Genomic DNA, 21,708 nt, shown 5'->3' on the forward strand with positions numbered 1-21,708 from the left:
GCTAACGACCCCTCTGGACTACGTCTTCTTGCGGAGCTGCGAGTCCGTGGAACGCTTGAAGCACCAGGTGACGGCGAGGCCCGAACACCATCGTTCGGGTTAGGGCGTCCGCAAGCTTCGGCAGGTCTTTACTCGCTGTGCTGAGCGCCGCGGTCTCCGCCAGGGTGGCTGGCTTTACCAGGATCATGGTTACGATGACGGGGCCGGAGTCGGGATTAAGCTTGTTGAGTTCCGGCTCGGCGGACAGGCGGCACGACCAGCGCATCGAAATGTCGGCCGCTGCGGCAGGTTGGGTCATCATGGTCGTGAGGCCAGCCAGCGTATCGGCCGCGCCAGGCGTGTTTTCCAGCGTGGTGAAGGCGGCTTCGATATCCCCGATCGTGCGGGCGGCGTCCGCTTTCAGATGGACCATCGCTAGAAAATCAACGGGGCTGTCTGGCTTGAGCTTCCTAAGCTCGTTGAGATCGATATCAGCGGCAGCCGGAACCTCGTCGCTGCGGACAGGCAGAAGATTGTGCTTCGGGACGTCGTCGAGCGACCGCCGCCGTGAGATCGCGCGGGCACGCATCGCATTTAAGACCGAGGTTTTCAGTGCCTTGAGTGCATCGACGCGATTTGCATTGCCGCCCGCCGCTGCGATGGCCGCATCGAGCAACGTTGTGATTGCGGCACGTGCAGTCCCGTTGGTCGCCGCGATCTCCGGATCGGCGGGCCAGAACCAGCTCGCCGGCGCGCCGACGGCGATGTCCGCGAACCCTTCTGCCGGAAGCCCGGCAAGCCAGCGCACGTCGAGTGTTTTGGGTAGGGCGAAGTTCCCGCTCTTCGGTCCCGGCCAGATCGCGACCCTGTCGACCGCATAGGGGCGGACGGTAGCAACGATCTGTTTTGCGATTTGCTTCAAGCGTTCCGAGCCGGATCCGTCCGCGTAGGCCTGGATCGCATCGACGAAGACCTGAACATTGTTCCGGAAAGCCGTCCATTGCGGGGCAGGCGGTGGAACGGGATCGGCGACGCCTTGCGGCGGCGTCAAAGTCAACGCCAGCATGCCGCCGGCGCCGTTCACACCCGGCTCCGGGCCGATCTCGCCCCACAGGGTGGTATCCGCCGGGATCAAGTGCAGGTCGGCCGGAACCAGCATCGGTGGCAGGGCGGCCGGCGCGAAATTTTCCAGTAGCGGCTTTACATTCTTGCCATTGAGGTCCGTGGGTTCTCCCCTGACCGGCAGGTTCAACCTCGCGGCATAGTGCGTATACGGTGGCAGGAGCGGAAGCTCCGGCTGTACGGTCAGGGTCGCTTCGAGTTCAGGGCTGACAAAGCGGGAGCCGATTAATTGGGTAAGGTAGAGCGCGTTGCGTTTGACTGCCTTGTTGTCGGGATCGTTGGTCAATGCACCGATTTCGACCTCGCCGACGCGCACCTGACCATCATCGGTCTCTATCGACATCCTGTAGCTGACCGCGGGATCGGGCAGCCGGTAGAGATTTGGAGCTTCTTCATCGCCGAGCCAGATTTTGCGGGACTCATCGAACAATCCATCGACAATGCGGACCAAAGGCCACTCGACCACGACCTTGACCGGTAGATCCTCTTTGACGGGCCGCGCGATGGACCACGAAGGCGCAGGCGCTACCTTCCTGTCTTGCCATGGTCCGACTTCGCCGCCCTTCTGCTTCCACGGCAGGACAAGTTGATATCCGGACTCATCGACCGTGGCGACGCTCGACGGCGAGACCACGACGCCGGCGGCGACATGCGCCGTGGCATGCAGCCGGAAGCCATAAGGCATTGCCGTCATATTTAGCACGTAGGCGCCTCGCCACAGATCAGGATGGCGTTGGTACATTTCCCGGAGCAGATCGATGTCGACATCGTCGACGGAAATCTCGCCGAACCGCTCGCGCATGGCCTCCTTGATGATGGAGAGGCCTTTGGGAAGGGGCAAGCGCCGATAGTCGTGCCGGGGTTGCCTGAAAGGTCCGAACGCTTCGAGCAGGTCGATATCGATCGGACTCGACGCCGCAGCGGTTACAAGGTCGGCCCATTTCGGCGCCGAAAATTCACGCCAGAAGCCGACGGCGACATGACGCATGGAAAGCCCGGCGTCGACGCGGATATTGGCATCGGACAGGATTTCTTCGGGATGGCGTGACACGATGATCTGGACCGACTCGCCGGGCCGCATGACGCCATTCCTGTCGACCCTGTCGTTTCGACGCGTGGCCAGAATTACGGGCGCAGCCAGCGGCTCGGTGCGCTCCACGACAGCATCCGCAAAATACTGCCGCAGCGCATCCGAGATCTTCGCTTTCGTCATATTTCCGGGCAGCGAAGCCTCGAAGTTCTGTACGGCGACGGACGTCTTCGCAGGCCCACCCGCCTTTGCCACGGCGGCTTGTTGCTGTGTCTCCACCGCCTGCGCAAGATTTTCGTAGCGTCCGAACGGCCGCACGGCGTATTTGCGCGCCTTGCCCCAGCGGTCGGTTTCCAACAGCGTGACCGAGAGCCGCCCGTCGTGGTCCGGAGCCAGTCGCCAAGGGTTGGGCCGCGTCAACATCGCGAACGCAAGACCGGCCCGGCCGTCCGGGCGCCGTGCCGGACCTTGCTCCATAAAGCGCCGCGTCCACGGTCCGATCCGGGCAACCAGTTCCAATCGCTTCGATGCGGTCTCCGGAATCTTCATCGAGCCGGCCTTGTTGGGGAAACGGCCCAATATCCGCAACAGTGTAGCGATCGTGTTGATAGGCGCTGACCTGTCAGGATCTGGGTCGATATTAGTCGACTCAATTCCGTCGCCGAACAGTATCGCTGCGAGCCAGGTGTCGGGAATACTAGCGAAACGGCCCCACGGGCCGTCGTGTTCGGTTGCCGTTTCGGTCGTCGGATCGATCGTCGCATCGTCCGACAGCTTCAAAGCCTTCAAGAATTCGTCTGTCAGGTCGGCGCTATCGTCCAGTGCAACGAAGCGGACATAGGCCAGTTCGTCGTTTTGTTTCTTGCCGGCGGTCTTCAACAGTAGCGCGTTGCTGACCGGCTCTCCGCCGATCGGAAATTCCTTCTTGTCGCCCCAGCCTTGCACCATCAAGACGCGTCGCTGGCTGGACCCGTCGGTCGGTACAAGCGGCTCGATTTCGATTGCTATCCGTTCCCCTGTTGTCGCCGAACGCAGCGTCACGACCTCCATCGCTGCTTTGAGTTTGAGGGTGGCGTACCGGATACGACGGCGACGCAGGGGCGGAGGCAGTTTCGCTTCGGCTTCCTGAAGCGGCTGCACGGTAGGCCGCAGTTCGATCTGCACCAGGGCAAGCGCCTCGTCGTCGCGCAGCGCTTTCACGGCATCGGTTCGGCCGGATGCGGGTGCCGCGCCGTGATGCGACACCAGTTCGGCGAGGCCGTCGGTCGTGAACATGACGTCGACGAAGGGGGCGCCTCTCGCATTCGGCGCATTCGCATAACGCGGCAGTACCAGGTTCAATGCGTCCTTGAGCAGAGGGAGAGCCTTGTCCGATGTCAGGAAATGGCCGCTCTCCACGTCGTAGAGACGAAGTGCGGCAGCGAGACCGAGCGTGCGCAGGATACCCCAGCCGGCCGGATCTCGGTCCGTGACGGTCTCATCGAGGTAAGCGGAGAGCTTTTCCGCGTTGAGCGGTGGCGCCGATTCCAGCACCGGCTCGTAGCGGCGGAATGACGGCGTCGTCTCGAGGTCATACTGGAGCACATCCAGTACGTCGGCGATGATCGGATGCAGCGACGGCGCAAGCGAGACCTTGATGGTTATCGAGAGTTCCTTGTTTTTGGTGTCTCTGGACGGTTTCCCAGTCTTGTCGTACGGCGTCAGTTTCAGAGCAAGATTGGCGAATGTGTCGGGGGTCGCGTCGGCGGTTGTGTCGCTTGCGCTAAGATCGCCGACCAACACGAGGCCCCGCAGCAGCCGCCGGACCTGATCGATCGTCAACGGGTCGCCTTCATTTGCGTTCTTGAGGTAGCGTCCCGACAGCTTGTTCTCCTCGAGCGGCCTCGGCGCACTCGGATGTTTCGGATCCTCCGACGCAAATCCGAACGTGCTCGGCATGCTCGCGGGCGACGTCTCCCATTGGACCAGGATGCTGGCAGGGCGCTGGTGCCGGAACAGTGCCGCGACGTCGTTTTCCTCAGGCATCGTCAGCAACGAACGGCGTACCGGACGTTTCGGCCAGATCAGGAAGGATTCGGCAGGCGAATACCAGGTCGTCCTGCGTTTGCCGAACCTGCGGTCGAGGGCCGTATCGGTCAGCCGTTGTGTCTCGCTAGGATAAAGTACCCCGACCCGTGCGAAATCGCCGGTCTCCGAGGGCTCCTGGCCTCGGTCCCGCGCCGGCAGCCGCAGCACCCTTCCGATCGATGTTACTAGCCGCAGCGGCGTCGCGGCGCCGTCGTCGTTGTGTGGCACCGCGGTCGCATCCAGCGAGAAGAGATCGTAGCCAGCGATCAGCGTATGCAGGTCGGTCGCGGCGAACTGGTCGTTGCCCTGGAGCACAACCTTGTCCGGTCGCGCCGTCCAGGCAAGCTTCACGCCGGTCCTTTGATCGCCGTCGCACAGCAGCCGGGCGGTCTCGGCCGCGTCCTCTTTGCCGACGAAATCGTCGAATGTCGCACTGACCAGGGGATACCAGAGGTGCAGGCGGCCGCTCGACGGGAAGATGTATTGCGATTTGAACGGCTCGAACTTGACGTCGACCGGATGCTCGAACCGTTCGATCGTGGTATTGATCGCGGGCTCTTCCTCGCCGCCTATCCATAGCTGGAGCTGGATCGCGGACCATTCCGGATCGAGCTCCTTCTTCGTCGCCGACGGCTTTGGCCGCAAATAAAGGCGGGCCGCGCGAACGCGCGCGACATCATCTGGACCTTGCGGTTGGACCTCGAGTGTCGTCAGCAGTGTGGTCCATTCTGCGTTGGAAACGAAGTAGTCCTTCGTAACTGTTTCCGGCTCTGGCAACTGGCCCGGCGTGGTTTGCGTCCTGATGCGGCGCGCGATCCTCGTGATCCTGACGGGCCGACCTGGCGTGACGTCCTTGTGCAGCGTTATATCCGTCTCGTGCTGCCCGGGATCACTTGCCGCGCGATCCGGCACTGGCGGCTCGTTGCGCGCCTGCGACAACGCATCTGCGCCAAACTGCCCTACGGCTATGGTGCGCTCCGTCCTGACGCGAAGAATGTAGTCGGTAGCGGGTCTGAGCTTGGGAGGTACGGACTCGTCGGTGGTCGATTTGTTCGCGCTGGACTCGTCCTCTTCCTCCTCGACCGTAAGTTCAAGGAACTTGTCCGGCGTTGGCGTCGGGGCCTTCTGCAATGGCGGCATGTCCGGATAGCGGAAGCGCGCGATGGCCTTGAGCAAGCCCTTCTCGGCAGCCTCCGGCTTCGGTACGGTCGCGGAGTGCAGGGTATCGAGCGACCCCGACGTACCGGCGCAGTCGACGGCAACGATCGCATATGAGATGCGGGTATCGTCGGTAACGACTACGGTCTTGTCGATCTTTTCGCTGGACAGCGCGGGCGGCAGCAAGGCGCCTCGGATGGCGGGGTCGACGTCCTTGAGGTCGTCGACGAATTGCAATCGCGTCCTGAGCCGCCGCTTGCGCAGTTGGATCTTGCCGCTCGGGTCGAGCACTGGTTTTCCGTCCTCGCCCTTGAGCACGATAATCGCGATGTGATCACCCGACTTGACTGTTAGCTGGACAACTCCCGGCCGCGCAGTTTTGGACGGCAACGCGCCGAGCGCCGTGATGCGCCGCTCGATGCGATAATGCTTCAGATGGAATTCCGGGTCGCTGTAGGGCGTCGTGGAGTGCGACCAAGCGGGTTCGAGATCCCAGCTCACCTTTACGCCGGTCGCTGTGGGTTTGATGCCGACTTCGTTCAGCGCGGGAGACATACTGCGGAACATGCGTTCAGGAGGATTGAACAGCAGAACGGCAGGTGGCGGTGGATCGATCGACGGGCCGGGCTCGCGAGGCACGCGCGTGTGGACGGTGAAATCCCTCGAAGCGGCCGGTACCTTGTCCTGCGGCGTCCGGCCGGGGAACAGGTCGTCGACGCGCTTTCCCGTTAAGACGAAGGTAAGCCCGAGCGCTCTGGGGTCGAATTCCAGCTTGCCGGCGATATATTCTTCGGCGGCGTTCTCCAACGTCGGTTTGTCCTTCACGAAGGTGAATAGCCCCGCCATCTGCTGCGCGGATTCGGCGACAGTCGCGATGAAGCAGGAACGTGCTTCCTCGACCTGCTGCATCCTCTTGAAGCGTGAGCCGCAATCCGCGCGCGAGCGCGCCGCGGCGGCGAGCATGATGTTGGCGGCTTCGGGATCGTCGGGCAGGGCGTATGGCTCTACTTCCCAAGGAACCGATTCGATGTCGGTTGCGTCATAGTGGATGCCGCCTATTTCGCCCGCAGCCATGAAACAGCCGGCCTGGAAGGCCTGTTTGAGGGTTGGCCGCGAAGTGCCATTCCCGTTGCCCGTGCTGTCGACGTTCAGCCCGAACTTCGCATCCCAGTCGGTAAAGATATCCAATGGGTTGTTGATGTCGCTCTTCGCATTCCCCAGGATCTCGTCCCTGTCGATACCCCGGATCACGTAGGTAGGTGTGGTCTCCGTTTCGTCGGTCAGGGGAGCAGCGTAGAAGTGGCTGCGCTTGTCGCTGTCGTGCTCATCCAACGGATAGTTGTCGCGCGGAATAAGCTGGACGAGATAATAATCTTCCTTGGATGAGCCTTTCGGGGCGAGGATCGGAATCAGCAGGGCCCAATACGAAACCTCACCGAATCCGACGCCAACGATTTCATCGTCCTGCTCTGAATCTTGCGGACTGGCGCTTGCTTCCCGGCGGTCAACGTCCTCGTCGACGCGGCGGTCGGATTTACCGGCATTTTCGGCGCGCGATGGCTCGGGTAGCGGGGTCGGGCGGGATACCGGCACGCCGGCTTCTGGGTTTGGATAGGTCGAGGCGAGACCCAGTGCAAGGAAGCGTTCCACCCGGGCTCTCGCCTCGGTAAGCTGGCCGGCGCTTCCCAGCGTGAACCCGATTCCGAGTGACAAGGTACGCCCGAACGCTCCGACTGCGACCGAAGCCTCGATCTGTGCGGCAAGTCCGGACGGCTGGATTAGCAATTCGACGCCGATATGGATGGTGATGGAGCGCGAGAAGCCGCAGGAGAGGCTGAACCATTTCGTCCGCAGCCACATCCGCACCGAGAATTCGAGCGTCAGGTCGAGCGTGATGACGCCGTAGAACATCGAGTCCGAGATGTTAGCCGACAAGTATGCGATCAGCTTCGCGCCCAGCGCGAAATCCGCGCGGGCCGTGATCGCGGCGCCGAAGCTGCCGCCCGTGTCGTAGGAGAACGCGGCGAAGCCACGGGCTCGAAACGCCAGACCGTAGAGTATGGCGTTATCCTCGAACCGCAGCACGGTGCCTCCCTCGACCGAGAGGAAGAAGTTTCCGTTGGGCTTGCCGACCGAGAATCCCAGTTCGTACGGCCAGCCATATTCCATATGGAAAAGGCCGGGCCGTATGTACATCGTGGAAGACCAACGCACGGCCTTCATCGCCGCTTTGAGTTCGTCGGGCAACTTGGGATGGTCGCCGATTTCGGCGCCCGGGTTATACACGGCGCGCGCCAGGAATTCGCGCCGCGGTACCGACAGATAGAGGTAGCCGGTCAGGCTTGGGTTGGAGGTCCAGCCGGCATGGGTACGCCGGCCCTCGCGCCAATCGGCGTAATTGTAGGCGATCCAGACCCGCAGATTCATCAGGAAGGTCAGATCGGTCCGGAGCGCGACGACGATGTCGAACAGCGCGAGATTTGGAAGGTTCTTTTCGCCTTCCTCATTGTATTTCGATGTTGTCGACACCGAAGTCAGCGAGAACATGCCGCGCAAAGCCAGCGTTATCGCGGCATTGTCATAGGTCGGCCACCACGCTTTCACGTCGTCCAGGTTGCCCGCATACTTCGAGACTTCGTCGAGAATCTTTACGAGTTCGCGCGGTGTCTCGGCCTTTTCGGCGGCCGCGATTCCGGCGAGCGTATAGCGGTAGCCGAATCCGAAGCCGACTTCGCGCAGGAAGATGGTACCGATCGGAGTCGGGATCTTCTCCGACATGTCGTTGCGCTGAACGTAGAGGAAGAAGGCGGGGCGCTTCTCCGCCACATCCTTCTTTTCGAGCTGAAGGAATCCCATCGACGCCGACATCGACGCCCACCCCTGGATCCGCAGCGAGCCGGAAGCGAGAAATCCTTTGGCGGTCACATTGGCCGGCAATACGTCGGGCGCGAACAGTGTCGGCAGCTTGCCATCGACCGCGATCGCCGTTCCCGAAGCCTCGGCCATCGAACCGAGCGACAGGCCGACGCCGAGACCGTCGAACCGCACGCGGGGAAGCCCCTTGCCGGATTCGGGTGGGGCGATCCAGAGCTTGTGAAAATCGAACCGCGGCGTCACGATATCGCCGAAGTCGGTGAAATTGACCTGGCCCGAGATCGAGAACGCCGGCGAACCTCCGAATTCGGAAGCCGAGGGATGGAAGCCGACGCCTCGCAGTTCGAACGAGAACAGGTCGAAGAAGGTCGACCGCTTCGGCGGTTCAACCGTGACCTGGAACTCGATGTGATTCAGCAGCACCCGCGGATCGGACGCCAGCGGAGCTTCATCGAGCACGATCCGCAATGCGGATAGATTCTTGAGCAGGCCGTCGGCGAAGGCGCTGCTGCTAGGCCTGAATTCGGCCGAGCCGGTCAGCGTGAAGTAGAAATGGTACTGGCCCTGCTGGACGAATTTCAAGCCGAGCTTGGTGACCGTGATGGTGAACTGTGTTCCCTCGCAACGCAGCGGATCGGCGCTCTTGTCAAGGACCGCCTTCGCCGCTTGAAGACTCAGCCTGCCGTTATCCTGTGCGAAGTTGAGCTCGATCGATGCCTTGGCTTCGCCGACCAGCGTCGGCGGCAGGTTGCCGTGGCCGGTGAGCGCGAAGGTCTGGATCTGGCTGCGCTTGATCGAAAGTTGCCCCTTGTCGAAGCGGAACGGCATGTCGACGCCGGCAAGTGTCACCGGATTTGACTGGACTTGGGCGCTGAGATCGATGCCGTCGCGCGATACGATGAACTGGTCTACTTCGAAACCGAGACTGCTGCCGCTGGTCGAGAGCTTGTCGTAGGACAGCACGATTGCTGCGCCGTCGTTCAGTCCTAGTCGGGGATCGCCGTCGCTGAGATCGAGGAATAGCGGCTTGAAATTCGGGGGAGGATCTTCGTCTGGCTTGTCTTTCTTGATGAATTTTCCGCTCAGGCCGAGAAGATCAAACGTATTCTTTTTCCCGATTTCGATGTCGAAGCGACCGCCTGCGATTTGCATCGAAAGAGAGTTGAGATCGATGTCCAGGTTAAGCTGGGTATCGATGGCGCTGTCGGATATTTTGATTTCAACGTCGAGCGGGATCGCGATCTTCGGCGGCGCAACCGTGGCTTGTTTGCTGCTGGTGATGCGGATATGCTGACTGAACTGCTTCAGAGGATCGTCAGACGACGCGGCTTCCGCCTTCGGCGAGCGGAATAGCGACAGGATACGGTTCGTATCGACCGCGGGAACGATATCGAAGCTGGAGGCGGCGAGCGGTCCGATCGAGGACCAGCGCGCCGCCAACAGAAGATGGCCGATAGGAACGACTACTCCACCACCCGGGGCAGGAATCGTCTGCGTCGTGCGGTCTTCCGTCTTCAGTTCTTGGAAGAACCTGGCCCGGCCATTGTCGATCACGACCAATGCGACCGCGACGGAAGGATCCTTCGGCGTAACAGTCAGTCCAAGCAGTGGCGGATTCGGCGCGCCGTTCTTGCCGGGCACTCCCGATACCGGCTCGCTCGGGGCCGACTCGTGGCCGAGCCAGAGATCGGTTGAGAGCGTCGCCGATTTGCTGCCGGCTCCTTGCTGGAGCACGAGCGCGAGCCAGCCCCTTTCGAGATCGCAGACCAGGGCCGGAGTAAGCTCGAACGGGATTTCAAGACGGAAGCCGAGAAATTCGCGTTTGAACGGTGCCGAACCGACGTCGGGATCGCTCGGTGTGACCACGATCTGGACCACGCGCCAGTGGATGAGGTCGAGACGAACCTCGACGATAATGTGTTTAGCGACGGCCCGGCCGGCTCCCGCGATGGCTTCAGCCAATGTCGAGATTATCTCGGAGATCAGTTTGAATGCAGCCTCGGCGAGGCCCGCAAGGGCGCGGACGCCCGCGGCGCCTTGCTGCGCCAGCCAGGTTGCGGCCGCGGCCGCCAGCGCGCCGATACGCCGCAGCACGGCCAGAAATCCATCCATGCTGGGAAAGTCCGGCGTTCCCGGCGCGTCGATCTTCGGTACTTCGATTTTGTGGATCAGCGCCAGCAGCCGACGCGCCTGCTCGTCGATGACGTGCGCAGCAAACAGAGCGAGATTGATGGGGTAGGGCTCGACTACGTTTAGCCTGAGGAGTCTCGGCATGAGCTCGTTGCCGGCATATTTCAGCTCGATTTTGGAAGACACGGCAAGGACGAGGTTTGGGTCGGTTCGCGCGCTTACGACCGCGCGTTTGATATCGAGCGTTAGAAGAACCTCCAGCGGACCGCCAAGAGGCCCGGACACGACCACGTCCACGGTCACCCCGGACAAGACCACCACAAACGGTCCCGGCAGCGTTTCCTTCAAGTCGATGGTATCGATAGTCTGGCTTTGCGTGGCCACGCTGATTTTTGACGTAGCGACCGAAACCTGACTGCCATTGACGCTTAAGGCAACGTTTTCGGCAACCAGAATGTCCTTGGCCCCGAATGTAACGGTTGCCGTGGATGGCGTGGTAGCAAGAGTCAGCTTGCCGTTGGCAACATCGAAATCGATCGCAGGCTTCGGATTAAAGTCGACCTTGATTTTGAGCTGGGTCTGCAGCGGAATGCGCAGGAAGGACAAATCGATGTTGGGTAGATGCACCCCCTTCAACGACCAGTTCGGCAGCGGGACGTGAGGAAAGCTAAGGCCAAGATGCGGCAATGCGGGCACATCGATGCTCGGCAATACCTGAAGGATATCGCCCCGCGTCAGTTCGACCTCGATCCGCACCACGGCGTCGGCACCGGCGACTGCGAAGGGCGACACAAAGCCGGCCGAAAAGAGCGCCTCCGCGCGAGCGCGAAACACCGGTTCGTCTGCCTCGACACCCGCAAGCAAGCCTGCGGGGTTTATCTCGAGGTGAAACGTGGTCGCGGCGCCGGCAATCCCGACAATACCGATAAAGCTGGCCACTTCCCCTTGCTGGGTGCTTCCGTCGGCTTTGATGGCGAGCTTGCTCAGTTCGTCGTGTAGCCGGTTGAGTTCCAGGGCGGCAATGCGTTGAGCTTCACCGCTCGCCGCCTCGACAGCCTCCTTCCAGGTGAGGAGGCGTTTATCGGCGCCATCGTCGGCAATTGCGGCTCCGTTTATGGTCAGCGGTTTGCCGAGAAAGAATGTGCCCTGCATATCGGGCTGCGGGCCGAACTTGACCTTGAACGATTTCGCCTGAAAAGGCGCGCGGGTTTCGTCGGCTTCGAACCAAGCTGAAGTCACACCATTGGTGTGCACAAAAATCTTCATCATCCCGCCCCCGGGAAAATGTGCCCAGCTCAAATATATCTGTCGGGATGCCAGAAAATTCCACCCCGTAACAACTAAGAGTAGAATGCCAATGTACGAGCCTGTCAACCCGGTCCATTGGCGCACCCAAGCAAATTAAGAACCGTCATCGACTTTATCAGTCCAGCCTCGACTAGCCCGTCGCGCCTCTGATAACTCCTTGCGCTACCAGCCCTTAGCGCGGGCACGCCTGCGCAGCCGCTGCCGAAGGTCAATTATTCCAGCCATCCCGTCACCGCTTTCATCGTGCAGCGGTTTCTGGAAGCACGAAGCTAGGTAGCTTGGCCATTCCTGCAGATGCGTCGCCGAGCGCCATGTTCGGTATTGGGTCGAATATTCGCTGCTTGACGTGGCTGATTAGCGCTTGCGCAAAGCCGTTCTGCTGGTAGCGACGTTGGAGCAGCAGTTGTGGATTTTCGGTTCTGTGCTTAGCTAAGAACCTTAGACAGCAGAATGATCGGCGGATATAATGGATGACCTAATTGGCTAGAAAACCAATCTTCGATACGGGATCGCGATCTCCGGCCGTTCATGGCTTAAGGCTTCGCGGCTACGACAACAACGAGCTTGTCTTCCGCAAAAGTTGCATCGTCCTGAGCGTAAACTACTCCGCCACCGACGGAATGCATGAGCGCTCGGGTTAGCGCGCCGGCCGCCGACGACTTCGGTAAGTCTTCAAAATGAGATGAATTAGGAACATCTTGGATTGATATTTTTTTTGAAATTACAGTCACACCATTATACCAAATTGGAGGATGCAAAGGGTCATTCGAAGGGACGACTTTTGGCGAACGAACAGGCGCGGGAAGTTTGGCAGACCACGATGCTTCCAAAAGGCTTTTGTAGATCTCATTCGCCAAAGAATAAGCTTCAGCGTTGTCAGCCAAATAGCGCACTTCAACTACGCCTTTCGGTGAGTCGTAAATGAGCTTCGAAAACATCTCTGCGTCGAGATGTCGTTGGCTCATCCGTTGACGCAATCGTTCGAGCTCCAACTCTGCTTGTTTCGTTCGCGCCTTTGCGTCTTCCGCATCTTTTCGTAATCGATCTCCTTGAACAGCAAGTTCCGCAATTCTTTCGTTCGACTTAGCCGTTTCCTGATGAGCGATGTCTGAAGCGGCGACAGCCTGCTTGGTCGCAGCCTCGTTGATCGAAATTCGCACATCTGCAAACTTCTCCTTGACGGTGCCTGTTTTGATCGCGCCGGCTGTCCCGATTGCAACGAGGAATGCCCCAAGTACAAGCGTTCCATTGAAAAAATTGAACCAAAAATCAGCGGCCTCAGGTGAAGAGTCGAACATTGAGGCGGTCTCTTCCTTCGTGGATCGGGCTTCGTTGCTGGTGGCGTGATCCTCTGCGCTTTGAGTTGCATGACGTAACGCCGCGTTCGGACCATATAGTCCCCAAAACACGCTGCCGCCCAATGCGAATCCCATTATCGCCGCGAATAGCGGCCAGATGAACAGGCGTTGAAACACGCAATCCCCGGTCGTCAAATCCTATTTGAGACTACCGCCTCCGGTTCCTTCACCGCAAGAGCCGACCTTGGAAGAACCTACGCAAATGACTCCAATCGGCTTGCGGGCGGTGGCGCGGCGGACCAACCAGCGACTGCATACTCGGGAGCAGTTCGAAAGGTCGACACGAGCCCTTTCGAGGTCTTGGCAACCAAGGCCGTGACCGTCCATCACGTAGGCCTACGCCTGAGCGAGGCAGCGACCGCGCACGCCGAAGGGCGGCAATCCCAGTCGTCGATCTCGACGATGTAGTCGACGAATTCCTCCGGCGGCTTGCGCCGCCGCGTCGCTTTTCTTGGCGCCTTCGACTTCAGCTCGGTGACCATCGCAGACTCGCCTGATCATGGTGAGCGCAACGAGGCTATCCGAATCTGTCGTCCTGCGGAAACCGGATCTCGAGATCCAGGAACTCCAGAATATATACAAATAGCTGATTTATGAGAGTTATTTGACCCTTCGGGAAGCGCAACATAGGGTCCGTCGCATCGACTTCGCGCATCCGCGCGAGGTCGCTTGCAAGGAAATGAATTTTCGATGACCGAATATTTTGGAAAGAAGTACGCCGAGGTTGACGAGGCTTTTCTCGCGCCTCCCGCCGCCCTGGTGGCGCCGCGCCTGATCGGATGCGTGCTGCACCACGACAACCATGGCGCCGAGACTGCGATCATGCTGATCGACGTCGAGGCGTACGGAGGAGGAAGCGACCGAGCCTCTCACCTCCATCCCGAGAACCGGTCGCGACGCAACCGCGGGGCCACGAACCTGACGCCGCACGGGACCGTGCGCATTCATGGCTACCGCGACATGTGGGCCATGGACATCGTCTGCGGAGAGGGAGGTGCAGGAAGCACCGTTCTGGTCCGGGCCGGCCTTCCCGTAGCGGGCATCGACATCATGGCCGAGCGCCGCAGCCTGCCTAAGGGCGCCGACATGTCCATCAAGCAGCGCAAGCCGGGCTACGAGAAGAAGCTTTGCAACGCTCCCTGCAAGCTGGCCGAGGGTCTCGGAATCTATCCCGAGCTCGATGGCGCCTCGCTTCTGAAGCGCCCCTTCCGTCTGCTCCGTCCCGTGGAGCCCGTGACGAACCTGCTCAACGGAGAGCGCGTGGGCGTCACCCAGGACAGGGAGCTTCCGTGGCGCTGGGGCCATCCCGATCACCAGGCATGGCTCGCCAAGAAATTTCCGCCGAAGGATCCGAAGTGAGCGCGAACATCCGCATCCCGGCCGACTTCGAGCCGCATGCGCGCACGATCTTGGCATGGGCGATCCACCGGGAGTGGGGCGGCGACCGCGAGAGGGTCGAGCGCGAGCTTGAGAGGGTGGTCCGCGCCATCGCGGAGGACGAGCCGGTGACGCTGCTGGTGCCGCCGGACCTCGTCGGCGCCGCCAGACTGCGCAGCTTCGGCCCCGAGGTCGAGGTCGTGTCGGCGCCCGTCGACGATGTCTGGATGCGCGACATCGCGCCGGTGTTCGCCAAGCGCGGCGGCGACACTGTCGCCATCGACCTCAACTTCAACGGCTGGGACGGCTCGCGCAACGTGCGGCCGGGCGACCGTCTGGCGCGCACCCACGACTTCGGCGTGCCAGTTGTCGGAGTGCCGTTCGTCGGCGAGGGCGGCGCCTTCATCACCGACGGCGCGGGTCTTGCTGTGGCGACCCGGAGCTGTCTGTTCTCGCGCAATCCGCATCTCGACGAGGCCGCCATTACACGATCCTTCGGCCGCATCGGAATTCACACTGTCCTCTGGCTCGACGGCGACCGTCGGGAGCCGATTACGACCGGACATCCGGACGGCTACATGGCGTTCTTGCCCGATCGCAGCCTCCTCGTCGAAGCCGCCGGCCGCGGCCATGGACGGCGAACGCGCGGCCGCGACCTCGCGGTCCTGCGTCAGGCCGTCGAAGAAGGTCGACTCCGAGCCCTGAGACCGTTCGGTCGTCCGCGCGAAAGCTGCTTCGAAGTCGCTTCGGCGCAGTTCGCCGGCACCTACCTGAACTTCTTTGTCACACGGAATAGCGTGCTGACCGCGCGCTTCGGCGACGAGCACGAGGACCCCCGCGCAGAGAGCCAGTTGCGCGAGTTCTTCCCGGACCGCGAGATCCGCATGCTCGATATCAATGCCATCCTGCGCGGTGGCGGCGGTATACGCTGCCTGACGCAGCCGATGCCGTCATGAGAGCAAATCGGTGCCGACTCCGCGTCGGCGTCCCGCAAAGAATCCCGATTACGCGGGGCCCTGCGCCACGATCTCGCGCAGGATTGCCAGGCCGTCCCTGCGGCCCGATCAGATCCCGGGCGGCGTTTTCGAACTCCTGCCGGTCTATCTTTGGCGAAGTCGTCCCAGCAGCCAGCGGCGGCGTACCGCCCGGTCGCGACGGATACTCAAGCTGATCGGACCAGAACGTGCTGCGATGCGCGAGTGCCTTCCGCGCGCAATCAGGGCGACCGACATCTCAATAGACTAAGGGCCTCTTGACCCATGTTCCCTCTCTGAATCCTGGCAGTCTCCTGCTATGTCGAATCTCGAAGCGACGGTCGCGGTGACTCTTGCTCGCGCAGTCGCCAACACATGGGACGCGCGTTTTCTACTACGGATCGCCATGCTCCCGTTTAAGAGGCGAGAATTCAGGGCGTGAATCTGCGATTTGTTCTAGGATCATTCGACCTTCCCCATCCTCGCGCTCCCTCAACCGTGCCGGGATCGCTTCGCCGTGCAGCTGCGCTCGAAGGTCATCCCATCGTTCCTGCAGCACCTGCCAATTATGCTCGTCGTAAGTGCCTTTGAAGATCACGGGCCGGATTTCGATGCGAGGCAGGTCGGCGCCTGTCTTCCCCTCCGCTATGGCTCGGTTGAGCTCCCTGGCCCAGCGGCAGTTGACCCGGTCGACCCTGCCGATCTGCTGCTCGACCACGCCTGGATTCCACTCGGGGTGCAAGAGAACGACGATCCGGCAGCTTTCGTGCAGGTTCAGGCCTTCGCGCCCGACCAGCGACTGGGTGACAAGGACGCGTGGGAAGCTATTGGACCGGTTGAATGCCAACTGCATCATGCGGCGCGCCTGAGGCTTGGTCTCGCCGTACATCAGGCGGGCATAGCCTCCCTGACGGTTTGTGTAACCTTCTCCGAGATGCTCTTCCAGGCCCCGCCAAGCATCCCGGGCAGCCTCGTCGTCTAAGTGATCATCATCTGCATCGTCCTGATCGCCTGCGGCGTTCACGAGCGCAATGAAAGCTGACGCAATCTCGGCGTCGGACGCATCGGTACTGTCGATGTTGGCCGTGATCGCGCGCGCAAGCAGGGTCAGTTGACGATCGTCATCGTCTGGATTGTCGGCCGCTTGTTGCGATTGCAGTTCAACAACACGCAGGATGGCTTCGTATTTCGTGCTGTTGTTTGTCGCTTCCGGGAGTCCTGCGCGAATGCGCGGGACCACGGTGTCGCGCATTTTGGCGCGGAACTCGGTGTCTCTGCGATAACGTTCGGCGAGCACGTCGTCGAGTGTATCGAGATCGACCGGCGACGATAGTTGGTTATGCGCGGCGAGGACGGCCGGCCACTCGCTGTCGCCGTAAATTCCATTCCGGTCGCCATGTACTTTTCGCTGCGGCCAGGCTTCGCCCTTGCCGATACGCAAGAGCATTTGCCGGGCGTTCAACAAGCTGACGAGCGCGCGAAGCGGGCGCGTGAACCGTCCAAAAACAAGCACTTTCTCGCCGATTTCGGTCTGATGTTCGATGTACTTGACCGCAGCGAGGATGGCCGGATGCTCGAAGAGAAGTTCCCGGTCGTCAGGAAAGGCGCGGCGAAGGGTGTCCATCCACCACGCGGTTCGATCCGTAACGGGGACTTCAGTCTTCGGGTCAAGTTCCGACTGGCTGGCTTCGAACGCGTCCTGCTTCCGATCGTCTTTGGCGTCGTGCAGATTTTCATCGATCACGCTTGCTATGCCATGCCCGTTGCCGATGGTGAGGCGGAGACGTCTGGTCCGGCTGTCGATGGCTGCCCCGTCGGTCAGCGACAGGGCTTCCGCCGCACAGACTGCCTGACGCCATGCCGGGGATAGGCCGTCGAATTCGACCGCTATCTCTTGCTGGCGGCGATAGTCATGAATGGGCAGCCGGCTGACGCACGCGAACCTCAAGACGTCTTCGTCTTCGCGCTTGTCACGCCGGATCAGATAGGGCGATAGCGCGCGCTGGAATTCCCGCGAAGCATCCACGTATTTGCTTCGCAACTCCAGGCTTGCTCTCCAGCCGAGCCGCAAATGGCGGATAGCTTCGGCATAGTGTTCGGTCGCGGTCGTGATGATTTCCATCTGATCCGACCGAACGGCAATGCGTTTGAGCGTCGATCCCCACTGCGCAACATCAAGTTCGATGGGTGTCGCTGTCAGAGCAATGCGGCGGCTTTCATTTCCTTTCAGAACGATATTGTCGAGGACGCGTGAAAGGCCGCTCTCGTCGTCGCGGCTCTTATGAGCTTCGTCAACGATGATCAGATCGAAAACTCCCATTCCGAGGCCGACGACATTTTCCAGCAGCTTGCGCAGCACGTCGTTGCGTCCGTATCGCTGCGGGTCAAGCGGTTCCGGCCAACGCACCTCCAGCAATTCTTTGAGAAGTCGGCGCGCTGGATGGCCGGGGCTGCGGGGTACCGCCTGTGTCATCGACCTCGCAGCGGTTACCACGCGTTGAACCCTGGCCTGATCGGCGTAATCGTTTGCGTCACGATAGAAGCGTGGCAGCCGTCCTTCGGTCAGTTGACGGGCTACTGCGTACACTTCCGGAAGAAGCCACCAGCGCCAGGGATGGGGATTCGATCCAAGCCGCCAGTCGGAGAACCGATGCGATACCATCACCACGGACTCTCTGAACCACGGCACCATTGTCTTGGTGTCGTCTTCGGCTTCGTCCCAGGCATCGTAGTAGCCTTTCAAGCTGCGAATGACCGGCGGCACGTCGGTTCCGCATGCCCGGAATTCCGCTTGCCACTGGAAGCCGAGGCCTGGCGGGATAAGGACTACGCATCGTCCGCCGCTGCGCGTGACGGCGTTGGCCACATAGGCGGCGATCCGGCTTTTGCCCATGCCGACTTCGTCAGCAACGACAATTCCGTTGCTGGCGATGCGTGCAGCGATAGCTCTGAGACTTGCGCGCTGGCCATCGTTGAGCGGGGCAGCCGAAGGCGGTGACGATGAAGCCATTTCTTCGAGATGGCTCGCGACTTCATCCCATCCTCTAAAAGTGCTCTTCACGGCAGAACTCCGAGCGCGGGTAGGTCGGTGAGTTGCCAGGCCTCGGTCACCCGATGCAGCGCCGTCTCGTAGCGGACACCTTCGGCGGTTTGAATGTCAGCGGCGAAGTGCGGCCGGAAAGACGCCTGGAGAAGAGGGTGAAGCGGGTTCAGCCCGATTGCCCTGAATTCCATGACAACCGCGCTGTCCTTGGACTGGATCAGGACTTGTTCGAGGCGGTTGCACCATGCTGTCCAGTCGGCTGGATCGACGTTGACCTGCTTGCGGGCAATGTCTTCGATCAGCGTCATCATTCGCCGCACTGGATAGGCGGAAGAGCGCCCCTGCGCGGCGGTCTCACTTGCCGCAACGCCGTCAATCGAGGTCGTCGCATCGCCGCCGGCCAGTTCCTCGTCGTCGGGCGGCATCGGGAAATTGGCAAGTTGTATCCAGGCGTCTTCAAGATCGAGCGACGGAAGATCGGTCGCACAAAAGCGGCCATAGTGATCGATGACGGGTACGTCTGCGCGACGCGGGCCGTCCTCCGCCGACCAGGCAATCGTGACCTGGCGCGGGCGTGCTGAATTCCAGGCCAGGCTGCCATCCGCAAGGCGGTGACAGGGATGGCCGTGAGGATCGAGTATCTCGAACAGGCTTGTCGGCTCGCCTTGCGGAACGAGGATTGATCCATCGGGAGTTTCTCGCCACAGAAACAGGGCAACCGGCGCCGCCGCGAAGGCGATATCGCGCTCCGGCATGTCGTCGCCGGGGTGCAAGGACGGCAGTGGGAGGCTCTCGTCATCCCAATGGATGGGCAGCAAATTGGTGACGATGCTTGCAAGCTCGCTATCGCGATCCTTTTCCCATTTCAAACCTTCGGGTGCGAGGATGATGCCGGCTTCCAAGTTTCCGTTGCGACCTGCTTTTTGCTTGAAACCCGGATTGGTGAGATTGCCCGAGCCGAGATAAATCCACGGACTCGAGCAGTTGTTCGAGCCGCTGCGCGAGGTGCTGCTGAACACAAACTTCGCATGGAGGTCCCGTGGCGCGCCGCGAAAATATTCAGGCGCGCGCGCGGGTCGGATGGTCCAGCCTTTGCCTTCAAGCGCAGCACGCCCCGTCGCGATCGCTTGGCAGGCCCGTGGATTAACAAACAGGTTTCGATCGGAGCTCGTGGTCAGCAGATCGTGCTGCTTGAGATCAGAGACAATGCTGTCTGGAACATCAGGCGTGCCTGCCTGGGCGCTCTCGTAGTAGCCGGAGCCCAATGCCAGATAGTTCCGGGCCGTCGAACCCGCGTGGTGTTTGATGAGGTCCGGCAGCTGCCGCAGCAGCGACGCTTCGCGACTGTCGAAAAATCGCGTGCGGTATCCCCGGTGGCGCGTACCGAGCTGAGCTGCCCATGCGGCAATCTTCTCGACTGCGCCGGCTGATTCGTTGCTCGGATCGATCGCGAGGTCGAGAGGACGGGTGTCGAAGTGTAGGCGAACCCAGGTGAGGAAAGACCAGACAGCGGCAAGGTCGGTTCGGTCCTGCCGGGACGACTCCGACGGCCTGTCCTCGACGTCAATGTGCCAAGCAAGGTCCAGGCTTTCCTCGAGGGTCTGCCGGGTCCAGTTTCCGGTGGTGACGATGACACGAAGGAGAAACCGGCCGGCGCCTTGGAAGCCGAGAATGGCGACTTTGGCGTGCAGGAGAAGAAACGGCAACGGAGTGGACTTGATCGGCAAATGCAAGACAGCGGGAACTTCGGAGGGCAGAATCTGTGGGGTTCCCGGATCGAGCATCACGGCAAGCATCATCTGGCCTTGATGCTCGCGTTGAGCCTTGGTGAGTCCGGAAAATCGTTCGACTGCATCCTCAAGGAAGCCGGCGTCCGCGGAATAACCGCAGATCCAGCCGAAGACGCCTTGATAGTCATCGGGAGGGTCGAACAGCTGAGCAAGCGAACATGGTTTGAAGTTCATGCCGCTTCCTCGTCAGCAAGCGGATTGAGGAAGGTACCGAGCCGGTGGTTGAGATCGAGTTCAAACAAATACAGGTTCTGTACCCGTGACGAAATGCCCTCGGGGAGAGGAATGCGGCTCACATTCTCGGTACCCGGACCCGCGGCATCTTCCTCGGCATCCTCTGCTTGCGGCCGGCCAACGAATGCCGAGCCGGGAACGATATTGTTGTTGCGGAGCTGAAGAACCCGGCGGTCTCGCGTCACGAGGCTGCGGATGATCTGCGCGGGGTCGGCAACGATGCATTCCCGGTAGAAACTGGTTGCTATCCTTGCTTCGGTCGGATCGTCCTCTTCATCCAGAAAACGCTGGGCCGAGTTGCGCAGCTTGCCGAGCTGCTTCTGTATCGCGGGAATTTCGGCAGCAGCGATCGAGGCCAGTGCCTGAGCATTTGTCCGGGCGACGGCTGTTTCTATTTCGATGAGCAAGTCGATGGCTGCATCGCGGGCCTGAAAGAACAGCGCGCCGCGGCGAAGGTCGTTCCAATGATCAACATCGATGGTTGGCGGTCGGGCCTTCCAACTGGCGGGTTTTCCCGGATCAATGGATGCGACCCAGGCAAGACCATTTTTTCGACGAGCCGCGTCCCGGTTCGCGCCCGCCCCTTCGCAGAGCCTGCTTCGAACAAGATCACGTGCGACGGGTGCCAAGGGTTCGATCGGCGACAAGGCTCGTTGCAAGTCTCGTGTAACCGTTATCGGCGCGGATTCGATCGCCAGGCGGACGAGGCAGTCTTCGACGGTCAATCTGTACGGCCTGTACTCGCTGGTTGCCGCTTCAACTAGGTCGCGGCCGGACTCGGTGCATCTGAAGCTGTTGAAGCGCGTGCTGCCGGGATGCACAAAGCCGAGATCGACCAGTGCCTCCACCGTCGCCATGCGCATGGGCTGAGTGACGTAAAATCGTGGCTGCCGAAGTTTGGCAAACGTCAGGCCGGCTTTTCCCGCAAGTTTCTGCACGCCCCGAAGACGAGCGTCTCTTCGCCAGCCGTTGCTCTCAAACGCTCCCCAGCACGCGAGGGCTTCGACAGCGTTGGCCACTTCCAGCGTTTTGACGTTCCGGCTGGTCTGCCGAAGCCGCTCGGCGACAATCACGCCAAGTGTTGCAAGGACCAACTGCTTGGCGAACCAGACACCGCCCAGACCGGGTACGGCCAACTGATTGAATTTTCGCACGGCAGCGCCAAGTCCAAGCGTGCGCGTTCGCCGCGACCCGGCTAGTTGCTCGGGTCCCAATAGGCCCCAGTCCATTTGTAATCCCCCGCTCCCTGCAGCAGAAATTCGTC

The 21,708-nt window shown here is 61.0% G+C and carries 8 protein-coding genes; 2 read left to right on the plus strand and 6 right to left on the minus strand.

Going from position 1 to position 21,708, the window contains the following annotated elements:
* Position 1 precedes the first annotated feature (1 nt).
* The 3 genes from PMN64_RS00265 to PMN64_RS00275 form a co-directional block, all read right to left on the minus strand.
* Positions 2-11,629, minus strand: coding sequence for a hypothetical protein (locus tag PMN64_RS00265; RefSeq protein WP_411779161.1), 11,628 nt, complete (start codon positions 11,627-11,629; stop codon positions 2-4).
* Positions 11,630-12,201: 572 nt separating this feature from the next.
* Positions 12,202-13,143 carry a hypothetical protein gene (locus PMN64_RS00270; protein ID WP_411779163.1) on the minus strand — a complete coding sequence of 314 codons (942 nt, stop codon included), beginning with the start codon at positions 13,141-13,143 and terminating at the stop codon, positions 12,202-12,204.
* Between the two features lie 209 nt (positions 13,144-13,352).
* Positions 13,353-13,508 (minus strand): hypothetical protein, encoded by a 156-nt coding sequence (locus PMN64_RS00275; protein ID WP_411779164.1) that lies wholly within the window; start codon positions 13,506-13,508, stop codon positions 13,353-13,355.
* Positions 13,509-13,716: 208 nt separating this feature from the next.
* On the opposite strand from PMN64_RS00275, the gene PMN64_RS00280 reads away from it, so the two are divergent.
* Together PMN64_RS00280 and PMN64_RS00285 are read left to right on the plus strand one after the other, a co-directional pair.
* Entirely contained in the window at positions 13,717-14,385 is a 669-nt protein-coding gene (locus PMN64_RS00280; protein ID WP_411779166.1) for a DNA-3-methyladenine glycosylase, read from the plus strand.
* Positions 14,316-15,359, plus strand: coding sequence for an agmatine/peptidylarginine deiminase (locus PMN64_RS00285; RefSeq protein ID WP_411779167.1), 1,044 nt, complete (start codon positions 14,316-14,318; stop codon positions 15,357-15,359). Before PMN64_RS00280 ends, PMN64_RS00285 begins: the two co-directional genes overlap by 70 nt.
* 412 nt (positions 15,360-15,771) lie before the next feature.
* Here the strand turns inward: PMN64_RS00285 and PMN64_RS00290 are convergent, their stop codons facing one another.
* From PMN64_RS00290 to PMN64_RS00300, 3 genes are read right to left on the minus strand one after another with little or no spacing between them, the layout of a single operon-like run.
* On the minus strand, positions 15,772-18,438 hold the full coding sequence (locus PMN64_RS00290; protein WP_411779168.1) for a helicase-related protein: 2,667 nt from the start codon (positions 18,436-18,438) through the stop codon (positions 15,772-15,774).
* Positions 18,435-20,384 carry a hypothetical protein gene (locus tag PMN64_RS00295; RefSeq protein ID WP_411779169.1) on the minus strand — a complete coding sequence of 650 codons (1,950 nt, stop codon included), beginning with the start codon at positions 20,382-20,384 and terminating at the stop codon, positions 18,435-18,437. Before PMN64_RS00295 ends, PMN64_RS00290 begins: the two co-directional genes overlap by 4 nt.
* Positions 20,381-21,598: a hypothetical protein gene (locus PMN64_RS00300; RefSeq protein WP_411779170.1), complete on the minus strand. Its 1,218-nt coding sequence runs from the start codon at positions 21,596-21,598 to the stop codon at positions 20,381-20,383. Before PMN64_RS00300 ends, PMN64_RS00295 begins: the two co-directional genes overlap by 4 nt.
* Positions 21,599-21,708 lie beyond the last annotated feature (110 nt).

The sequence above is a fragment of the Bradyrhizobium sp. UFLA01-814 genome (assembly GCF_046718885.1).
Classification (GTDB): domain Bacteria; phylum Pseudomonadota; class Alphaproteobacteria; order Rhizobiales; family Xanthobacteraceae; genus Bradyrhizobium; species Bradyrhizobium elkanii.

Excerpts from the sequence above, each read along its gene's own strand:
- PMN64_RS00295 (WP_411779169.1), bottom strand. The coding sequence starts at position 20,384 with ATGAACTTCAAACCATGTTCGCTTGCTCAGCTGTTCGACCCTCCCGAT.
- PMN64_RS00265 (WP_411779161.1), bottom strand. The coding sequence starts at position 11,629 with ATGATGAAGATTTTTGTGCACACCAATGGTGTGACTTCAGCTTGGTTC.
- PMN64_RS00275 (WP_411779164.1), bottom strand. The coding sequence starts at position 13,508 with ATGGTCACCGAGCTGAAGTCGAAGGCGCCAAGAAAAGCGACGCGGCGG.
- PMN64_RS00280 (WP_411779166.1), top strand. The coding sequence starts at position 13,717 with ATGACCGAATATTTTGGAAAGAAGTACGCCGAGGTTGACGAGGCTTTT.